This is a genomic window from Paenibacillus sp. FSL H3-0457 (genome assembly GCF_037981725.1).
Taxonomy (GTDB): Bacteria; Bacillota; Bacilli; order Paenibacillales; family Paenibacillaceae; genus Paenibacillus; species Paenibacillus amylolyticus.
In genome coordinates this window covers 4,822,480-4,843,326 of record NZ_CP150283.1, presented here as the reverse complement: position 1 = coordinate 4,843,326, position 20,847 = coordinate 4,822,480, and the positions used below count along the sequence as shown (strand labels likewise).

Here is a 20,847-nt window from a genome sequence, read left to right as displayed (position 1 = left end):
ACAACTTGTTTCATCAGGAAAGTTCAACGGTTCGGAAGCACCGCCCGTGTTCGAAATGAATGATTTTTGAATTCAGGGAGAGGTGTGGAAGAATGAGATGGAACAAAGGGATGACTATTGCTGCTGCGGTGGTTGGAAGTATACTTATATTATGGTCGGGCAAAAGTGAACAACCACCTAGTGGCTGGGAACCCTTGCAGCTCGGCACCGAGAAGCCGACGATAGAGCAGGAACTCCCTGTTGTACAGTCGGCTACTTCGGTTCAGGGCAATACAGGAGCATCTTCTTCGGGAACCGAGGCAAGTGGGCTGCAGACTGGAAATGATACAAAGGCAGATGAGTCTAAAGAGCTTGCGAGCGTTGGGGTTGAAGGTGATTCAGTTGTTCAAACTACAAGTCAGACGAATGATAATCCACCGGACACCTCAAATTCGATTGAACCAGTTACGCAGGGTACGAATTCTGATCCTTCGGTTACCTCGGAGACGGCATCAAGCAGTAATCCACCTGTAGTTCGTGAGGAAGCTAGCGACAATGGCAAGATTGATGTGAATACCGCTCCTGTCTCCAAGCTTATCGAGCTTCCCGGAATTGGGGAGAAGAAAGCTCAAGCTATTGTGGACTATCGGAATGCACATGGTCCTTTTGCAAAAGTCAGTGATCTGACAAAGGTCAAAGGAATCGGTATGAAGATGCTGGAGAAGATGGCGCCGTATGTGCAGATCCGGTAATATTAAAATATAAATTGTGTTAAGCGGGAGGAAAGCAGCATGAGTACAGAGGTACGCAAGGACTGGGATACGTATTTTATGGACATCGCGTATATGGTTTCCACCCGTTCCCGCTGTTCGCGTCGTCATGTGGGTGCCGTTCTTGTTCAGGGAAAGAAACTGCTGGGAACAGCCTATAATGGTGCGCCCACCGGCGTCCCGGATTGTTCTGAAGCAGGTTGCATGATATCGGAAGAGTATGAGTTGGTCGTGACCGATGGGCAAGAAGAAATGGTGAAAAAGCAACGATGCATTCGCACAATTCATGCGGAGCAAAATTTGCTTTTATTCACAGATCGAATCGACCGCGAAGGCTCATCCGTGTATGTGACCGACGAACCGTGCTGGACATGTGCCAATATGCTGGCGAATAGCGGGATTACAGAAATCGTGTTTCATCGTTCTTATCCTAAAGATACCGGCAAGGTTACCAATATGATGGAACAGAAGGGCATAACGTTCCGCAGGCTGGAGAATTACCAGCCCCCGCGGGAAACGATGATGACTGTGAGCAATTAATGTAAATATGATCGAATACGTGAGGGAGAACCTCCGGCAAGCCTGAATTGGCTTTCCGGGGGTTTTTCTGCGTTCAACGGGTGAAATGAAGGAGGGGGAGAAATGAAAGGCAGACCATTATTAAGTTTTACGATTTGTTGGTTGTGCGGGAGCGGGATAGCTTGCGCGTTAACAGGCTGGACGTTAATCTGGGGGTTAATTGGAGCTCTGGCATGTTTGCCACTTTTACTTCGTTTTATGGATGTGCGTGGATGGTCTGTTTTATTTTTACTCGCTGCCTTTATTGGAGGTGCTGCACATTGGGAGTGGAATGACACACGCAATCATAGTAGTCTGCCGGAGACCATGCATATCGCTGCTCATGAGTTGGACGGATGGTCAGCTGAAATTCAGGGTGAGCTTGTGTCAGATGTACGTATTGATGGAGATCGGGCTGACTTTAAGATTCAGATGTCTTCAATATTGGCAACATCGGATTCGTCAGCAGATGCAGATCTGACAGCATCATCTGCATTCAACATAGATGAACAATTGATGGTACAAGTCAGACTGTTGGAGGAAGAAGAACAACAGGTAGCAGCGGGCTGGAAGAGGGGCGATTTGATTACGCTTAATGGTTCTTTTGTCCTTCCTGGTGAAGCCAGGAACTTTGGCGGGTTTGATTATCGCAGTTACTTGCGCACCCTGCATATCCACTGGTTGTTCAAAGTGAAAGGAGCCAGTTCGGTAACAGCAGTTGCTCCTGAGGGACTTGGACAATATAACGTACTACGTTGGACGGATTGGACTAGGCATAAGTTGGGCTCGGCGGTTGAGCAGTTATTTCCAGAGCCTCATGCAGGTTATATGAAGGGTCTTATTATCGGGATGGCTACTGATATCGATCCAGGTACCTATGGTCAGTTTTCACAACTCGGTCTAACGCATATCCTGGCAATCTCCGGAACCCATGTCGCTGTATATGTTGCTTCGTTGCTTCTCATTCTATCTTGGCTAAGGCTTACCAGAGAGACGGCACTCACGATTGTTCTGATCCTGGTGCCAGCTTATGTACTGTTATCCGGAGGTTCACCTTCAGTGATTCGGGCAGGAATTATGTCCATGATTGGGTTGTATATGGCACGTCGTGGTCTCGCCAGAGACGGTCTTCAGATGATCAGTGCAGCAGCGTTGCTGATGATGTGGTGGGACCCGTACTTTTTGCTAAGCGTGAGCTTCCAGTTATCCTTTCTCGTGACCGCAGGTTTGATGATCTACATGCCATTGATTAACCGGCTGTTCAGCGGCTGGCCGAAATCTCTGGCTGCAACGGCATCCGTGACCGTGACCGCTCAGCTGATTTCGTTCCCAGTAACCATTTTGTATTTCAACCAGTTCTCACTACTCTCATTTGTAGCTAACTTTCTGCTGGTTTCTTTGATTAGTGCTATTGTATTACCTCTGGGGACGGTCGCCATGTTATTGTCATTCATATGGGTTCCCTTGGCGAAACCTCTCGCATGGATTGCGATGCAACTGAATCAACTGACATTTATAAGCGTGGAGTGGATGAACAGCCTGCCAGGTTTTGTGTTGATCTGGGCAACACCGCCCTTGTTATGGATTTCCACATATTATGCTGTGTTGTATGCCTTACTCTACCTGTTGCATCGTGGCAATGGTGAGCAGCGAGAAACAACGTTTATTGAGGAAGAGACGGCTCCTCTTGTGAGGCGACAACCTCCAGTTTCCATGGAGAATGTGGGCATTCGCTCTTCTATGTCTAACGTGGCACAGGATCAAGGTAAGAACCGTGTAGATGGAAAAGAAACTTCATTAACGACATTAGGAGCCAGTATTGCCTGGCCGGAGTATACAAGTGCATTTACTGCACGAGGTGCAGGATATTATGCACATGAACGAATGAGTAAAGCTCAGCAATGGTTGTGCGGGTTGCTCGCGCTCAGCTTTATTGCTGGATTGTGGTGGGCATATCAGACTCCGCAGCCTGTTGGAACCGGCATCGTGCAGTTTTTGGATATTGGACAAGGGGACAGCACATTGATTACAACCCCGGAAGGAAAACACATTCTGGTGGATGGCGGGGGAACGGTTAGTTTTGGGAACACCGAACAATCATGGAAAACAAGACGTGATCCGTATGAGGTGGGAGCTAAGGTGGTTGTTCCTCTATTGAAAAAAAGAGGCATCCATCAACTGGATGCTGTAATTGTCACGCATGCTGACCAGGATCATGCCGGAGGACTACAGGCTGTGCTGGAACAGATTCCGGTTAAACGTTTCATGTTTAATGGAACGACCAGCGGTAAGGATAACTTTGATAAATTACTGGACACAGCCATGGAACGCAAAATTCCTCTGTACGCTATTCAGCAGGGCATGTCCTATAAGGCTGATAAAGAGACAAGTTTACATTTTATAGCTCCGGATCTGGCACATATGGATGTAAATGTATCGGGCAATTTGCCTGTATCTGAACACCAGAATCACGATTCCGTTGTCTTTTTGCTGGAAATGGCGGGGGCTTCCATGTTGTTCACTGGAGATATGGATGCTGCGGCCGAGCAGGACCTGCTCTATATGATTCAGGATGGCTCGTTGGCTGCCCAGTTTGAACAGAAAGGTGCAGATATTGGAGTTACAGAGGGAGTTGTACAAAGGGTACTTACACGCCCGTTGCAGGTTGATTCAAAAGATGCTTCAGCGGCGGCGTCTGTATCCATTGACGTTCTAAAGGTTGCTCATCATGGCAGTAAAACGTCGTCCACTGAAGCCTGGCTCCAATACTGGAACGCCAAAACCGCTGTGATATCTGCAGGAGTTAACAATACATATGGGCATCCCAATCCGGGAGTGATGGAACGTCTGGAGGCTACCGGGTCAGATATTTATCGGACGGATCAGATGGGTGAGGTCCAGATTAGAGTAAAGGATGGGAAGATTGATATTCGGTACAAGTTGTTTGGAGTTGAGTGACGGATTTTATAAGACTGTATAGGTGAGCAGGTTGAAAGAATTGATAAAAACGGATATGAGGGAACGTAATCTATTTATCGGTGTGAAGATAAAACAAGAGAACTTACAATGATGTGGATTGACTGAGCAGAAAAAGTATTGAAGTGAGACTTTAACCCATAAAAAGATCAGATATTTACTTATAAGTATGACAGAAAAGGCTTAGAATTTTGGGCTTTCGTGATATTTTAAATGTATCTGGAAGCATAAGTTGCCTAGGAAGTATAAAGTTGCCGTGAGACCCCATCAGGACGGCTTGTCAAAAGGTTAGTTTAATGACAAGTACACTATAATAACAATACATTGTCAGGTTTTTATTATTGTTTGATTTCTGTAGACTATAGAGAAGAATGTTAAATGAAAGATGCTATTTAGTGAAATTAGTGAAATAACATGGAGTAACTTTATTGTATGTATTGAGCCCAAGTAACAGAGGATCAGAACGCTTTATCTCCTCCAATCAGCAAAAAAAATACCGGCTTCGTTTAACATTAAAGCAGGAATAATCGCTCGAGGACGATTTATGAAAAATGTTCTTGTTACGGAAAATGGAAAGTATGGAGATATTGTCACAAAAGGTAGATCAGATGGCTAAAAGACATATCACCGTAATTTTTGTTAATAATTTTCCTGATCATCAATTTAAAGGAGAGGATGTTGGACTTAAGGGCACGAAGGGCGACTGGTTATGCATGATAGATCCTCTTGAGGGTACAAAAAAATTCGAAATTAGAATTCCTGTGTATAACGTCTCGATTACAGTGATGCACCATATGAATGTGGTACTCGGTGTTATTTATGATTCACATTTGGATCGGGACTATATCGCAAAACAGGGTGAAGGTTCATATAAAGATACGCAAGCTTTAAAAAGCAAGTGAAGTATTACCGTTAAAAAAGATGACTTTGGGTTGGATTCAGGGACATTTGTACAGAAGAATATCGAGGCGACAAAAATAAAATCACATTTAGAGTTTCAAGTTAAACGGATCATTAGTCTTAGGGCCCCATCTTTGTTGTGGTGTAAGCTTGCAAGGGGAGATTTCCAAGGAATTGTTCTTTATAATTCTGACGAAGATCTATACTCGGGGATTCTTATGGCCAGAGAAGCGGGGTCATGTATCGTAGACTTTGAAGGAGAGCAATGTAGAAGCGATTTACAGAGATTTATCAATTTCCTTAAATTCATTCTCAGTGCAAATTTTATTCTGGAAATATAATTAATGAGTAAAATTGTCGGAATGGTCTGAATGAAAATGTTTTTGGTTAACCAAAGTATCGGAGGGTGAGAAATGGCTCAGTACATTAAACCTTTTAATGGATTATGGATGGATTGTATAACAAATAACCTAATTGCTATGCTTGCTAGTGAGAATGAGGCTTTTTTAGATATCGCCTGCCATCTGGATGCGATCTACTTAAAAAAAGTTTATAACCAGTCGTATAGCTCCGAGGAAATTCAGCAAGAACTTTTGTTTTTTGGATCATACTTCCCTAAGATTCAATACTCCATTGAGATGCTTGATAAGTATTTATTTTATGAAATAGAAGAATTAGATCAATATGACGAAATTCACAATATTATTAAGAGTAGAATTCAAGATGGTTACTGTGTTTTTGTTACTGTTGATCGATATTATTATCCTTCAGGTGTGAACTCGAATACCTCACATATGATTCATCCAACTTTTATTTATAGTTATAATGATGAAATTCAAAGTTATTCAGCTTTAGAAGATTGTATAGTCATGGGTAAAATGAATTACTATAATATTCCCTATAAATCGATAGACTTATCCTGTGAATACTTTAAAAGTGTTGGCAAAAAAATCAAGTTGAGTTTTTATAAAACTACCGAGTTTGCCAGAAAATTTACTAATGAAATTCAACTATCTCGTTTAGTTGATTCATTGGAAAATATGCTAGAAAGTGGTTTAATATATAATCAAGGATATGATTTATACTATCATACTGGGCTAGATTCATTAACAGCATTCTTAGATGAGCTAAGTATGTTTCATAGTTTACGTGATGAGCATTTGTTCAGAGTGAGAGTATTTTCGTTTTGTCAATATCACAAACGCAATCAAGACTTATCCAATCTCATTTCTAAATGTTATGGCATAAAAACAGACGTGCTAAAATCATTCTATTCGGAACTAGAATCAGAGTGGACGATATTAAAAAACATGAGTTATTACATTTTAGTGAAGAAGAGATTAAAGGGACTTGATATTAATGATATGGACATAGAAAGAATGAAGGCTAGTCTTAGTCGAATAATTCATCTTGAACAGAAGACGGCGGAAAATATGATTTTGCTCTGTAAAGGTTTGGAATAATATATACTAATTATTTCTTTGTGAATGCGTCAATGGACTTCCCATTTGCGTGCTCTTACTCTTCTCCTAGAGAAGGTAGCCGGTATCCAATCTTGTTGGGTACAAGAAGATAGTCCTATAAGAAGTCGCTATTTTAGCGGCTTTTTTTGTTTTATCGGTACAAACCCATGTGCTAATCCGGCATTATTTAGAATGTAACTTTCTTTTGGAGATAACTTACAATTCAAAAATATAGGGGCTACTAATTTCAGTTTTGTTTTAGAAGGAATGTACGATCATGTCAGTTTTAAGAGCGATGGGGAAGTTTGTACTTTTGATCTAAAAAAGAACTTAACAGCCTACCAATTTACAGTGGAGAATATGTGTCTATAACCCATTCCGGTAATGCTCTTCTTCAAATATGATGTATTGTACCTCAAAATTGATTGCAGAAAAGGAAACAAACATCGTGTCATTTAGATTAGATATTTAATTAAATAGTTGCATGATGGAACTCATGTGGCGGGATAAAGCATATTAATATAAGATTTTTCTTGTTGTTATTAATGTTATATGATTTTTTTTGCAGGATTATGGTTATTTTTACCGAATAATAGTTAGGCCCACCTTAGAGGAGGGATAGAGATACTTAGGGATCGTAGCACTATACATAATAATGAGGAGATCAAGAAAATGGAACTTGTAGAATTGACACAAAGTAAAAGGAACAGTAATGCCACTCAGAAGTTTAGAGTGAAATGGATTAGAAAAGCGATAGCCCTATGCATTGGACTTTTAGTTATCGGTTTAATCGCAGGACAGTCCTCCGCTTTTGCATCATCTGGATCGGGTAATTCCATCACTTCAGTTCTTGACCGAAATGACTATTTGCTGGACGATGGTACACTTTGGTCTAAAGGGGCCACAAGTGGAGTATGGACACAAAATCGAAAACTGATTGGTATTTCAAAATCAGAAGACCATTCCATCTATGGGTGGACTGCAGATGGCCAAGTGATTCGGTGGAATAAGGACAATGCGCATATACCAGTAACGAAACAATTCAATGGTGTGATTAAGGTATATGGTCATGGATGGGTTCAGCTTCAGGATGGAAACCTTTATAATTTTGATGATCAGGCTAAGGTTTTGGAATCGATTATCGATGCGGATTCTTATAGTTTTGGAAGCGATTCTTCTTATAGCGCATTATCTTCATCAGGAGATATATATTATGACAAATACAACAAAATACGTAAAGCTGGAAATGTACCTGATGGTAAAGCAATTGCAACGAATGGTGTTTACGCAGCTGTGCTGAAAAATGATGGCTCGGTAGTGATCGTAAGTATGCTGTATGAGGATGACTACATCACGGTTGCGAATAATGTGCAATCTTTGATTTGGTGGGGGAGTACGCATAAGCTGCTCACAGTGAAACAGGATGGAACCGTCTGGAGCTACGATCGAACTGCGAAATATAAGGGCGAGCAACTGCCGGGTTTAAGTAACGTATCGCGGATGGTGTATGCGCCTAATCTGGATGAGCTATATGCACAATTACAGGATGGATCATGGGTTACATATGATAATGGAAAGTTAACTTCTCTATCAGCTCCCGCGTTAAATCAAGTGACACTTACGGCATCTTCCAAGGAAGCTAATATTGGGGATACGATCACGCTTGCTGTTCAGGAGAATTATAGTAATGGTTTCAAAAACAAGCGTGCCCCATTGCCTGAAGAAATTATAGTGGAGCAGCCCCAAGTTGCACAGATTCAGGCAGGAGGCAAACTGAAGGTTACGGGCATGGGAACAACCAAAGTGACTTTGAAGATAGGTGATTTGGCCTCAAGTCTTCAACTGAACGTTGATTCACAGCAAAAGTTAACAGGCGCCACATTGTTGGATGGAAATGTATACTTGCCAGTACAGTCGGTGTTCAAAACATTGGGAGCCAAAATTGATGTGAAAGGCTCATCTTTTGAAATTCAATTTGGAGTTGACAGTATTACTTTGCAAAAAGGGAGTGCTGTTGCGCGATTAAACAACAAAGAGCTGAAGTTGAAAGGGAAAGTACAAACCATTGGAGGACAAACTGTATTTCCTGCGGACTTGTTAAGACAGGCTGCGGGTATTCAGGTTCGATGGGATGCTGAGCTAAAGCAGGCCAAGGTGCTGGTTGGAAATTCTTCTATTCTGGTGGAATCGAAGGATACACTTGCACTGATCAAGAAAAAAGAGTTGGGGAATCTTGCTCGCTTCATTGGCAAGTCCTACTGGATCAACAGTGATACGAGTTTAGGGCAACGTTTCAGTAAAGTGACCATATCAGATATCAAAATTGAAAAGATTAAATACGGTGATCGAAGTTACTCTATTATCTTCCGTAATGCAAAAGGAAAAACCGTTTCTGCCTACGCAGGAGGTGCACCTTCCAGTGTGACGGAGATGCTTGCCGATTCCAACCAATTCTTCTCTTCTGATCCGTATAAGAAATACAATTGGTCCAAGTCCACTTGGAATAAAATCATTGCTGGAGAAGTAGCTTTAGGAATGAACATAACTCAGGTGCGCCTTGCTTGGGGAGATCCATCGAGCATTACGTATGAAACGAGTTCAAAAGGCAAAATCGAGGTTTGGGTGTATGCCAGCTCCGCAGGCATAAGAGCTTTAGGGTTTCTCAATGGCAAACTGATGGCGATTTACTGATAAATATACCAATTAATCACTTCAATTGATTGCAAGTTACAGCACAGCACAAAAAAAGCCCGCTTTCCGTTACACCCCACGAGGGAGAATATCGGAAAACGGGCCATTTTTTCAAAATGTAGAAGAAATATAAGAACTACTCTACGCCATCCTTAAAGTGTTTGCTCCAGTGTTTATCTCCCTTGTGCAACAGATCTTCTACCGTTTTCTCAAGAGTCATCAACAACTGTGCTCTGACATCAAGTACGGTTTCTCTGTACAAGCGTTCTTCCGATCCAACGATTTTATCGCCGTATAATGCCTGTGCAGCTACGTACTTCCGATGTTCCTCGACCAGAGTATCAATGGAGTCCAATGCATGTTCCACAAAGTGGGAAATACTTTGGTATTCTTTGGGCATTTGTTCTTTTAAAGCTTGAATTTTCGCAAGAGCTGGCATGCTCATCACCTCGTGTTTATGAATGTAAATTTACAATACACTATTTTCATGAAAATTGCATTAAAAACAGCTTAAATTTGGACAAATTTCGACTTTTTTTATTTTAGGAACCAAAAAAGTGCTTATCTATAATGTATGCCATTGCATTTGAATTGAGTCGTGTAAGTAATGGAATCGCTTTTGGATACGTTTGGTGACTCGTTATGCAATTTCTGTTATTCTAAGAGAAGATTTCAGCGGCCCTAATACATACGCCGTTATTTTGTTATGGCAAATTAAAAAAATACTTAACTTTGCAACAATTTTATTGATGATCACGTCTGTAAGGTTGCAGGGAGAGGGGGATCCTTTGTGGTAGAGCCGGAACTCATCAGAGCCGCTCAATCGGGCGATCGCGACGCTCTAATTACCCTATTGCGGGAGATTGAACAACATGTCTATCGGACCGCATATTACATTCTAAATAATGAACAGGACGCTTTGGATGCTGCGCAGGAAGCGTTGATCCGAATTTACACCAAAATCAACTCATACGAAGAAAAGGCCCAATTCAAAACATGGGTACAACGCATCGTCACAAACATCTGTATTGATAAATTCAGAAGAACCAAACCGTCCGTCTCCATTGACGAACATGACATGGTTTTTCAGGATAATCAGGATGTGGAGTACGAGGTCATGTCTACATATGTGGCCCAGGACATTCAGGATGCGATCAACAAGCTTCCCGAGCATCATCGTACCGTTATTGTTCTAAGATATTTGCAGGACTTATCCTACAATGAAATTGCGGATTGTCTCGATCTTCCGTTGAATACGGTGAAATCTTATTTATTTAGAGCCAGGCAGCAATTACAGAATCTACTACAGGAATATCAGAAAGGTGGTGTGACAGGATGAAATGCGAAGAGGTGGTGGAATGGATGCACCGCTATCTGGATCATGATCTGGGCGAGGCGGAAACCGCGCAGATGCTACAGCATGTGGCAAAGTGTCCGGAGTGCGCCGAGAATTTTAGTTTACTCAGAGCTCTTTCCAGAGAACTGGAAGAATTACCGCAAGTAAGCCCGAAATTTAGTCTGGTTGATGCGATTATGCCACAGCTTGATGCCATTGACGAAGCGCGGAAGGAACAGAGTAGCACCATACAGGAAATGAATCCTGTCCCCGCTACATTTGAGAATTTACAACGTTCAAGTGAGCGGAAAACAAAGCAAAAATGGCTTAACTCGATGGCAGGACGTATGTCCATGGGTGCAGCGGCTGCGGCAGTTATATTGGGATTCGCCATCTGGGGAAATCCGCCTGAACAGATTGAGAATGCCGATTCCATGCTGATGAGCTCTGGAGCTTCTCAAGAGGGCGGCAATTTGGATGAGAATTCATTAAGCAAGAATATTGAAAATTATGATCCTGCCACTTCGTCCCAACCAAGCAGCAACGATGTGTTTGTGGATCAATCTAATGATTCACCAACTAAACCAGATAACCAAGACGTAGAAACAATGCCTGAAGAGAACGGTGGAGATGAGGTACAGGAGCCTGAAGTTCAGTCAGATCCTACACCTCAACAACCGGCTACCGAATCAACGCCTGCTCCGAATAAAGGACCGCAGGATAATTCGTCCAGAACTCCTTCGACCGATAATCAGAAGAATCCGGCTCAGAACCAAGATTCTGAGCAGAGAATTCAGGGATCAGGAGATTCTCCTAAATCTTCTGCAGATGGGGAAGAGAATGGAGTAACAGAAACAGAAAATGGAGATGCGCAATCCTTCACTTCTCAGGATACAACACCTAATATGACTGAAGATGTTCCGGTTGAAGGTAACACTGTACCTGATTCCAGTGCAGGTGCAGACGCTTCTGGAGGAAACAAAGGAGTCGCAGCAGGACCGGATCAGGGAATGGCTACAACAGTAGCACCAAAAGAATGGAAGTCACCTGACGGTTCCTATGTAGTTATGCTTATTGGTGATCAAATCAGCATATACTCCAAACCTGTGAGCGAACCGGATGTTCTAAATTTGGTTGAACAACGCAGCATAGAGGGGACACTGAAGTCAGCGAGTTGGTCGAAGGATGGTACCCTTTTTAATTACGAAACGGACAAGGACGGAACAACGGCGAAGAACTCGTTTAATGTACCTGCTGTTTCAGGTGGAGCTCCTGCGAAATAATTAAAAATGGGGAGTGCGCTCCTCTAAACGAAAGAACATTTTCAGTATGACAAGCATATAGTGGAAGTAACAAAACGTCCTATCTCAGTTCAAACAACTGACGTCGTATGACCGCGCACCGGCTTTTTCTAGAACTGCTGGTGTCAGCGTTTATATAGATGTAGGACAGGGGACCTTCATCCATAACTGGATGTAAGGTCCCTTTGTTGTCTTGCGTTTTTTCTGGTAGGATAAGAGGGATAAGGAGGCGCCGTGAATGGATGTAAAAAGTGCAACAAAGGCAATACGTAATGGAGAAACGGCACCGATCTATGTGCTGTACGGAACGGAGAAGTACCAGATACAGCAATTTACGGATATGTTAAAAGAACAGGTTATTGAAGAAGAACATCGTGATTTTGCGATTATTCCATATGATTTGTCTGAAACGGCTGTGGAGGTCGTTATTGAAGAAGCAGAGACCGTACCTTTTCTGGTTCCACGCAAATTAATTATTGTAAGGGATGCGAGCCTGTTTACCGCAGGTAAAGAATCCAAGATTGAACATCAGGTTGATCGTCTGCTTACATATATGGAAAATCCGGCAGATTACAGTACGATTGTTTTCCTGGCCCAAGGGGATAAGCTGGATGAGCGTAAGAAACTGGTGAAAGCTGTCAAGAAACAGGCAGTAGTTCTTGCTTTTGCTCCACTCAGTGGAGAAGAGCTGTTGAATTGGATAGTGAAACTTGCGAAGCAGCGGGATGTTTCCTTGGAGACGGGAGCGGCGGAAACGTTGATCAGCTATGCAGGAACAGGTCTTCAGACCCTGTCTGCTGAAGTAGATAAGTTATGTTTGTTTGCGGGTAATGGGGGGACAATCAAACGTGCTGATATCGAGTCACTGGTTGCCCGTAGTACAGAGCAGAATGTATTTTCACTAGTGGAGGAACTCGCTAATTTGCGACTGGAGAAAGCGTTGGCTCTTTTCTATAAGTTGCTGAAGCAGCGGGAAGAACCGATTAAAATTGCGGCTCTAATCGCACGCCAGTTTCGGATCATGATCCAGGTGAAAGAGTTGGGGCAACAAAGTTACTCCCAGCAGCAGATTGCCAGTCAGCTTGGTCTGCATCCGTATGCTGTTAAGATTGCAGGTGAGCAAGCCCGTAAATTTCAGCCGGAACGTCTGAGAATGATTTTGAGTCACCTCAGCGAACTGGATTACCAGATGAAAACAGGAGCGGTGGATAAAGTACTTGGTCTGGAGCTGTTCTTATTGAGACTTGGTGCATGAATGGACAAGTAAACGTAATAGATTACTAGTGTGAATAACAAACAAAGCGACCTTTGCTCCATGATAGTTAATCATCGGAATAAAGGTCGCTTTATGTTTGTCTTATACTTATCGAATCAGATACTAAAAAATCCTGAAAGCCTATGCTGTTCAGGATTTTTCCATTGGATCGTATAAGTAACGCTTCTTACGCTTGTGCGGAAAGAGCGTTCAGTTTTTTCGCCAAGCGAGACTTTTTGCGTGCTGCAGCATTTTTATGAACCAGACCTTTAGTTACAGCCTTGTCCAGCTTTTTGGAAGCAGCTTGAATCGCAGCTTTTGCAGTATCAACTTCGTTACTTACCAGAGCAGCATCAGCAGCTTTAACAGCTGTACGGAGTGCAGACTTCTGAGAAGCGTTGAGTGCGCGGCGCTTGTCGCTCGTTTTTACGCGTTTAACAGCGGATTTTATGTTTGGCATTACATTCACCTCCTGTAAGGCATTTGCATGAATACAAACGTTTCACAACTTAAAATATTCTATCACGCTAGCATGTAAAATGCAACAGATATTCCTACGATGTTCGACATGCTGTATAAAGAAACCCTTTTTCCCACACAATATGCTCAAATGCGGTAAGGGAGGCAAGGACAGAATGACACTGGATTTGCAAAACTATACAGTTCGTACCGATTTGGCGATCGACTCCAAGGAAATGGCGCAAGGTGGACAGAAACAGACGATTCCCGGACTACAGGAAGATGTAGAGAAAAAAGAGGGCATTACGATTACACGTATTGATGTCCTGACTGAAGAAGCAGCCACGGCTATTGGTCGGGTGAAAGGTCACTATGTTACCTTGGAAGTACCTTCACTACGGAATGGTGATACCGAGTTACAGGAGCGAGTTGCTGCCGAGTTCACCCGTGAAATGGAAGATTTTATGGTTAAGGCCGGAATTAACAAAACCTCCAAGGTCTTGATTGTTGGCTTGGGCAACTTAAATGTCACCCCGGATTCACTCGGTCCACTTGTTGTGGAAAATCTGATGGTGACGCGTCAGTATTTCGAATTGGTACCAGATCAGGTTGCGCCAGGGTATCGGGAAGTCAGCGCGATTGCTCCCGGCGTGCTCGGTACAACGGGTATTGAATCCAGTGACATCGTACAGGGGATTGTAGACCGGACCAAGCCGGATGCCATTATTGCGATTGATGCGCTGGCCTCCCGTTCCTTGGAACGTGTAAATACAACAATTCAGGTAGCGGACATTGGTATTCATCCGGGTTCCGGTATTGGAAACAAACGGCGTGGCCTGACCCGTGAGATATTAGGTGTGCCTTGCATCGCCATCGGAGTACCAACCGTATGTTATGCGTCCACCATTGTGAACAATGTGATTGAGATGATGCGCTCACACTTCCGCCAGGAAACGGATCAGACCAAACAGATCATGGGTATGCTGGACGACATTGGTGAGCAAGATCGCTTGAGTCTGGTGAAAGAGGTACTGGAGCCACTAGGTCATGACCTCATTGTTACCCCAAAGGAAATCGATGAGTTTATTGAGGGAATTGCCAATGTTATTGCTACAGGACTTAACGCGGCACTCCATGATGCTGTGAATCCAGATAACGTAGCGGCCTATACACATTAAAACTTAAAACTGCTGAGAAGAAGGTCCGAATCTATCGGACTTTCTTTTTTTTGTTTCTGGAATCTTTCATTTTCCTGTTCTATCAAATTGGGCGGGCTCATAGAGTTGAAGTATAAGAGTTGTCCAGCAGGGAAGGAGACAGCAGAATGAACAAGATATTGGCCTGGAATATTGGGAAGTGGAAAAAAAGATGTCTGCACGTGCTGGCCATGGGCCGTACGTTGTTGTTGCTTATGATCATATCTGCTTTGTTTTTTGTCGTACTTGGTCTCGGGGGAATGGCAGAGAAACGTTTGAACAATTCACCCGTTTCTTCCATGAAAGGATTTGCGAGTGCTGTATCAAGCCGCTTTTTTGTCGATATGCTCGGTATGGAGATGCCCCATCTCACCCAGAAGGAACAGACTTCTGCTATATCCGGTGAAAATCTCACCTCATTTGTTTTCCAATTACTAACGAATGTAAATCCTCAAGATCCGAAGAGCCTGATTGCGAGAGAAATGCCGGGCATGGGTTCCAACCAACCTGTTCTGCTCCGTCCTGGATCTGGTAACGAAAAAGCCGAGGCTCCCGAAGATTATCAGCCCGGTCCCGGTCTTACGGATACGGCTTCCGCAGGTGGAGGAAAACCCGGTAGTGAGCTGCATATTCCACCAGGCCAGGACAATACGGATCCACCTGAGTCGAGTGAGCCTGGAGATGGAGAGGGTAAAGAAGATCCCCCAGCGAAGAATGGTGAGAAAAACAATTCAGGCTCACCGGCAACAGGCAAAAAGTCAATTCTTATCTATCATTCCCATCCACGGGAAGGCTACAATCCACTGCTAGGTACGAAAAGTGATAATCCATCATCAGGCAAATCAACAGGCAATGTGTTTCAAGTGGGAACCTACCTCTCAGACAGTCTGGAGAAGCTGGGAATCGGCGTAGAACACGCCAAGGATGATTACCCCACTAAAGTAAAGGACTATAACTGGAACTATTCTTATAAATACTCCCGTCAAACGGTAAAAGCGGCACTCGCTCAAAATGATGATCTGACATATCTCATAGACATTCATCGCGATTCACAACGTCATGGCAAAACAACAACCACTATTAATGACTTGGGCTACGCCAAAGTGTATTTCATTATTGGACATGAAAATCCAAATTGGCGGCAGAATGAAGCCTTTGCAGCGAAAATTCATAAGAAACTGGAAGCCAAGTATCCTGGGGTATCCCGTGGTGTGTGGGGCAAAGATGGCGGAGGAGCTAACAATGGAGAGTATAATCAAACCCTTTCACCCAACAGCATTTTGATTGAGATTGGCGGCATCGACAACACAGGAGCTGAGCTCCAACGGACATCGAAGATTCTAGCGGACATGATTGCCCAAGTGTATTGGGAAGATCAGAAGGTGGACAAAGCCAGTGCAGAAACGTCATCACAGGGTGGATAGGGACTCTATATGTATGAAGAACAAAATAGTAGAGAGTGACAGGAGGCAAAGCATATGTCCAGATTCGGTAAAAGACTGTTATCCATCGCTGTATTAATGTTGCTGGGTGTGCTGTTTGGAATGCAGCTGGCTGGCAGCAACTTTCATATGGGTAATTCATCAGACGGCACGTCAACCGCTGTGACAATAGAGCCAACTTCACAGGTTACCGAATCTGTTCCGACTGCACCTGTCCAAAAGGAAATTAAAGAACCACCATTTGTACCTGTTCAGTCACCAAGCCAAGTGCTTGGGGCAGATCAAAATAAGGCTCCGGTTGATGTGTTGGCAGACAAAACGGCTGGACTACTGCAAAATCTCTCACACAGTGGGATCAAGTGGGTTGTCTCTCTTTTTAGCGGCGTTGCTGAATAAAATACCATAATTTTAAGGTACAATATAACCTCTGGGAGTGCATGAAGACACTTTATTATAAAGTTGAGACATCACGGGATTGATGCACTGTGCTTCAACTGTTATAATGAAGTGATTGACACTAGGCTGTTTCTGGGGGTAAGGAATGACTGACATTCGGGCAAGACAACGTAAAATTCGTAACTTTTCTATTATTGCACATATAGATCACGGCAAATCAACACTTGCGGACCGGATCTTGGAGCACACAGGTGCGCTCACTTCACGTGAAATGCAGGAACAAGTTCTGGATAAAATGGACCTTGAACGTGAACGTGGAATAACGATCAAGCTACAAGCAGTAGCCTTGACTTACAAAGCGGATGATGGTGAAGAGTATTTATTGAATCTGATTGATACACCGGGACACGTAGACTTCACGTATGAAGTATCACGCAGTCTTGCTGCATGTGAAGGTGCTCTGCTGGTTGTGGATGCGGCTCAGGGAATTGAAGCCCAAACACTTGCCAACGTGTATCTGGCATTGGATAACAATCTTGAAATTTTACCGGTTATCAACAAAATTGACCTTCCGAGCGCTGATCCTGAACGGGTGAAGCAGGAAGTGGAAGATGTTATTGGTTTGGACACAAGTAATGCGGTTTTGGCTTCGGCCAAATCAGGAATCGGAATCAAAGAAATTTTGGAGCAAGTGGTGAAAAGTGTTCCGGCACCAACTGGTGATCCTGACCAGCCTTTGAAAGCGCTGATTTTTGACTCGCACTACGACCCGTACAAAGGTGTAATCGTATATGTGCGTGTTGTTGACGGCAAAATCAAATCCGGTTCCAAAATCAAAATGATGGCAACAGGTAAATCATTTGAAGTCATTGAAGTTGGAGCGTTCAAACCTCGTATGACCATCGTGGACGAGCTGAACGTCGGGGATGTTGGATTTATCGTTGCAGGTATCCGGCATGTTGGCGATACACAAGTCGGGGATACGGTAACGGATGCCAAAAATCCAACACCGGAACCTTTGCCGGGTTATCGTAAAATTAACCCAATGGTGTATTGTGGTCTCTATCCGATCGAAACATCGGACTATGTTGATCTGCGTGAAGCGTTGGAGAAATTGCAGTTGAACGATGCTTCTCTGAGCTTTGAACCGGAAACTTCCAGTGCTCTCGGTTTTGGATTCCGTTGCGGATTCCTTGGACTGCTTCACATGGACGTTATCCAGGAGCGGATCGAGCGGGAGTTTAACATTCCGTTGATCACAACGGCACCAAGTGTAATCTATCACGTCACCTTAACGAATGGTGAAGTGATGAAAATCGATAACCCATCCAACTATCCTGAGGTGGGACGGATTGATTACGTCGAGGAACCATACGTCAAGGCAGATATTATCGTACCGAATGATTATGTAGGTACCATTATGGAGCTGTGTCAGACTAAACGCGGTGAATATGTAAATATGGAATATCTGGACACAACTCGGGTTACCATTACCTATGAGATTCCGTTGTCCGAGATTGTATATGACTTCTTCGACCAGTTGAAATCCGGTACCAAAGGATATGCATCCCTGGATTATGAGCTGTCCGGTTACCGTCAGTCCAATCTGGCAAAAATGGATATTGTACTCAATGGCGAACAGGTGGATGCTCTGTCCTTCATCGTTCACCGTGATCGTGCCTATAACCGCGGACGCATTGTCTGTGAGAAACTGCGCGAGCTGATTCCACGGCAAATGTTCGAGGTGCCAATTCAGGCATCTGTAGGTACCAAGGTCGTTGCTCGTGAAACGGTAAAAGCAATGCGTAAAAACGTACTTGCCAAGTGTTATGGTGGTGACATCTCGCGGAAACGGAAACTGCTTGAGAAGCAGAAGGAAGGTAAGAAGCGGATGAAGCAGGTTGGTAACGTTGAGGTGCCACAAGAGGCATTCATGGCGGTACTGAAAATTGATGATTAAATAATCTAATTTGAAATACGTCACAGAATGTGAGTATTCAAACTAGATTAGGAGAATTCAATTTCGGGTACATCACAGAGTGTGTGTATCGAAATTGAATTGTTACAACACAGAATATTAAATAACTAAGCTGAAAGGGAAGCCGGATGGCTTTCCTTTTTTCAAATAGAGGGGGACTTGCCATGACATTGGCAGCACACAGCCGGAAGACAGGTGCGCCCCAAGCGGTGTATCTTCACATTCCCTTTTGCACGAATAAATGTTTTTATTGCGACTTTAACTCTTACGTTCTGAAAGATCAGCCCGTGATGCAATATCTCGAAGCGCTGGAACGGGAGATGGAACATACAGTTAAGGCCAATCCACCGGGTGAGATCAAGACCATATTTGTAGGTGGGGGTACGCCAACAGCTCTGAAACCGGATGAGATGGCCGTATTTCTTCGTTCCGTGAAGACGTATTTCCCAAATTGGGCGGACGATATTGAATTTTCGATGGAAGCCAACCCAGGAACAACGGATGCGGAGAAACTCGCTGCGATGAAAGAAGGCGGCGTCAACCGTGTCAGCTTTGGCGTGCAGGCTTTTCAGAATGATCTGCTGACAGGCATTGGCCGTATTCATAATACGGATGATGTATACCGCAGTTTGGAGAATGCTCGTAAAGCAGGCTTGAATAACCTGTCCATTGACCTGATGTTTGGGTTGCCAAACCAGACTGTTGAAATGTTGAATGAGAGTATCGACAAAGCGTTGGAACTGGATCTGCCGCATTACTCCATCTACAGCCTGAAAGTGGAAGAGAATACACTTTTCCATACCCTGTATCAGAAGAACCAGTTACCACTTCCTCATGAAGATGATGAGCTGGAGATGTATCTTCTATTAATGAGACGTATGAAAGAAGCGGGCTATGGACAATACGAGATCAGTAACTTTGCCAAGCCGGGCTTCGAGAGTCGTCACAATATTACCTACTGGCGTAATGAGGACTACTACGGTCTGGGTGCAGGTGCACATGGATATGTGGGCCGCGAACGGCATATGAATATTAAAGGTATAAATCCTTATGTTGAAGCTTCACGAGCAGGGCTGCCTCGTCTGGATCATTTTGAGATTGCTCGCCCCGAAGCCATGGAAGATTATCTGATGGTTGGACTGCGAATGTTGGAGGGAGCTTCGGCCTCACGCTTTAGCGAACAGTTCGGAGAGTCCATGGAAGAAGTGTTTGCGAAGCCTTTGGGCAAAATGTTGAACGCAGGGTTGCTTGAGCGGACGGCAGACGGCTTCCGACTGAGCGAGAAGGGTATCCTGTTCGGAAATGACGTTTTTGCGGAGTTTATCGGGTCCATATCGCTGAATTCATAGCTTGAAATTCTATACGCTCTGTTGTATATTTATTCATATTGATTTTACAGAGCGTGTTAATTTAACAACTACGAAGTCAGCTTTCCTCTGGAAAGCTTGGTAATAGGAGGAGAGCAGGATGTCGGTAATATGCAGAAAAGCCGTGCCGGAAGATGTTGAACCACTGTATGAAATGATTAAGGGCTATGCAGAGCGTGGGATCATGCTTCCGCGATCACGGGAAATACTGCACCGACAGCTGGAGCACTTTGTTGTAGCCGAAGTTGATGGTGAAGTGGTGGGTTGCGGATCGCTTTGTCGTCTGGGGAATGATTTGGTGGAAGTCAGATCACTCGGTATCTCGGAAGGACACAAAGGGCTCGGTATTGGCTCCCGATTGCTGGACCGACTGGTAGAAGAAGCAGAGAAACAACAAATTCCTAAGGTTATGGCGTTGACATATGAAGTATCCTTCTTCCTCAAAAACGGCTTTGCCGTAGTGGAAAAAGAGATTTTCCCTGAGAAAGTATGGACCGACTGTGTTCATTGCAGCAAGCAGGATTGTTGCGATGAGATCGCGGTATTAAAAGAGCTTAACGTTTCAGCTTAACAACTGAATGGACTGCATGGATCGAGCCGAGTCTGCCTCTGCCCTACATGCAGTCCTTTTTTACTTCAAAGTATGTTCAATAAAGTTGTTAGGACTCGTCGACATTGGTCTATACTATAAATAGATGAGCCCACTCATCAAACTCACTTGACAATGTTCACGTCAGTTTGGTATTTTTGTATTACCGCTTAGCACTCATCTAACCGGAG

Annotated in this window: 17 protein-coding genes; 15 read left to right on the top strand and 2 right to left on the bottom strand. The window is 43.7% G+C overall.

Going from position 1 to position 20,847, the window contains the following annotated elements; translation table 11 throughout:
- Positions 1 to 92: 92 nt before the first annotated feature.
- The 6 genes from MHH25_RS21505 to MHH25_RS21480 all read left to right on the top strand — a co-directional run bounded on the left by MHH25_RS21505 (position 93) and on the right by MHH25_RS21480 (position 9,337).
- Positions 93 to 731, top strand: a complete 639-nt coding sequence (locus tag MHH25_RS21505; protein WP_340017993.1) for a helix-hairpin-helix domain-containing protein — start codon at positions 93 to 95, stop codon at positions 729 to 731.
- 39 nt (positions 732 to 770) lie between these two features.
- Positions 771 to 1,289 (top strand): cytidine/deoxycytidylate deaminase family protein, encoded by a 519-nt coding sequence (locus MHH25_RS21500; protein WP_017687196.1) that lies wholly within the window; start codon positions 771 to 773, stop codon positions 1,287 to 1,289.
- A 102-nt stretch (positions 1,290 to 1,391) separates the two neighbouring features.
- Complete coding sequence (locus MHH25_RS21495; RefSeq protein ID WP_340017992.1) at positions 1,392 to 4,265, top strand: ComEC/Rec2 family competence protein; 2,874 nt, start codon at positions 1,392 to 1,394, stop codon at positions 4,263 to 4,265.
- A 569-nt stretch (positions 4,266 to 4,834) separates the two neighbouring features.
- Positions 4,835 to 5,185: an inositol monophosphatase family protein gene (locus tag MHH25_RS21490; RefSeq protein WP_340017991.1), complete on the top strand. Its 351-nt coding sequence runs from the start codon at positions 4,835 to 4,837 to the stop codon at positions 5,183 to 5,185.
- A 411-nt stretch (positions 5,186 to 5,596) separates the two neighbouring features.
- Complete coding sequence (locus tag MHH25_RS21485; RefSeq protein WP_340017990.1) at positions 5,597 to 6,646, top strand: hypothetical protein; 1,050 nt, start codon at positions 5,597 to 5,599, stop codon at positions 6,644 to 6,646.
- Positions 6,647 to 7,318: 672 nt separating this feature from the next.
- Positions 7,319 to 9,337 (top strand): copper amine oxidase N-terminal domain-containing protein, encoded by a 2,019-nt coding sequence (locus MHH25_RS21480; RefSeq protein WP_340017989.1) that lies wholly within the window; start codon positions 7,319 to 7,321, stop codon positions 9,335 to 9,337.
- 136 nt (positions 9,338 to 9,473) lie between these two features.
- Here MHH25_RS21480 and MHH25_RS21475 read toward each other — a convergent pair whose 3' ends face one another.
- Complete coding sequence (locus MHH25_RS21475) at positions 9,474 to 9,776, bottom strand: hypothetical protein (protein ID WP_105407519.1); 303 nt, start codon at positions 9,774 to 9,776, stop codon at positions 9,474 to 9,476.
- A gap of 351 nt (positions 9,777 to 10,127) precedes the next feature.
- Here MHH25_RS21475 and MHH25_RS21470 point away from each other — a divergent pair, with 351 nt between their 5' ends.
- From MHH25_RS21470 to holA, 3 genes are all read left to right on the top strand, one after another.
- Positions 10,128 to 10,676 (top strand): sigma-70 family RNA polymerase sigma factor, encoded by a 549-nt coding sequence (locus MHH25_RS21470; protein ID WP_017687205.1) that lies wholly within the window; start codon positions 10,128 to 10,130, stop codon positions 10,674 to 10,676.
- Positions 10,673 to 11,956, top strand: coding sequence for a zf-HC2 domain-containing protein (locus MHH25_RS21465; RefSeq protein WP_340017988.1), 1,284 nt, complete (start codon positions 10,673 to 10,675; stop codon positions 11,954 to 11,956). The genes MHH25_RS21470 and MHH25_RS21465 overlap by 4 nt, the downstream gene beginning before the upstream one ends.
- Before the next feature lie 256 nt (positions 11,957 to 12,212).
- Positions 12,213 to 13,229: a DNA polymerase III subunit delta gene (holA, locus tag MHH25_RS21460; RefSeq protein WP_340017987.1), complete on the top strand. Its 1,017-nt coding sequence runs from the start codon at positions 12,213 to 12,215 to the stop codon at positions 13,227 to 13,229.
- A gap of 187 nt (positions 13,230 to 13,416) precedes the next feature.
- On the opposite strand, the gene rpsT is transcribed toward holA, so the two are convergent.
- On the bottom strand, positions 13,417 to 13,689 hold the full coding sequence (gene rpsT, locus MHH25_RS21455) for a 30S ribosomal protein S20 (RefSeq protein WP_024628504.1): 273 nt from the start codon (positions 13,687 to 13,689) through the stop codon (positions 13,417 to 13,419).
- A 175-nt stretch (positions 13,690 to 13,864) separates the two neighbouring features.
- Here rpsT and gpr point away from each other — a divergent pair, with 175 nt between their 5' ends.
- From gpr to MHH25_RS21425, 6 genes are all read left to right on the top strand, one after another.
- A complete protein-coding gene (gene gpr / locus MHH25_RS21450) occupies positions 13,865 to 14,866 on the top strand; it encodes a GPR endopeptidase (protein ID WP_036615103.1) in 1,002 nt (333 codons plus the stop codon).
- A 146-nt stretch (positions 14,867 to 15,012) separates the two neighbouring features.
- Complete coding sequence (locus MHH25_RS21445; RefSeq protein ID WP_340017986.1) at positions 15,013 to 16,308, top strand: stage II sporulation protein P; 1,296 nt, start codon at positions 15,013 to 15,015, stop codon at positions 16,306 to 16,308.
- A gap of 54 nt (positions 16,309 to 16,362) precedes the next feature.
- On the top strand, positions 16,363 to 16,722 hold the full coding sequence (locus MHH25_RS21440; RefSeq protein ID WP_340017985.1) for a hypothetical protein: 360 nt from the start codon (positions 16,363 to 16,365) through the stop codon (positions 16,720 to 16,722).
- Positions 16,723 to 16,867: 145 nt separating this feature from the next.
- A complete protein-coding gene (gene lepA / locus MHH25_RS21435) occupies positions 16,868 to 18,682 on the top strand; it encodes a translation elongation factor 4 (RefSeq protein ID WP_036615097.1) in 1,815 nt (604 codons plus the stop codon).
- A gap of 182 nt (positions 18,683 to 18,864) precedes the next feature.
- A complete protein-coding gene (hemW, locus tag MHH25_RS21430) occupies positions 18,865 to 20,049 on the top strand; it encodes a radical SAM family heme chaperone HemW (RefSeq protein ID WP_036615094.1) in 1,185 nt (394 codons plus the stop codon).
- Between the two features lie 118 nt (positions 20,050 to 20,167).
- Positions 20,168 to 20,638 carry an N-acetyltransferase gene (locus MHH25_RS21425; RefSeq protein WP_017687214.1) on the top strand — a complete coding sequence of 157 codons (471 nt, stop codon included), beginning with the start codon at positions 20,168 to 20,170 and terminating at the stop codon, positions 20,636 to 20,638.
- Positions 20,639 to 20,847 lie beyond the last annotated feature (209 nt).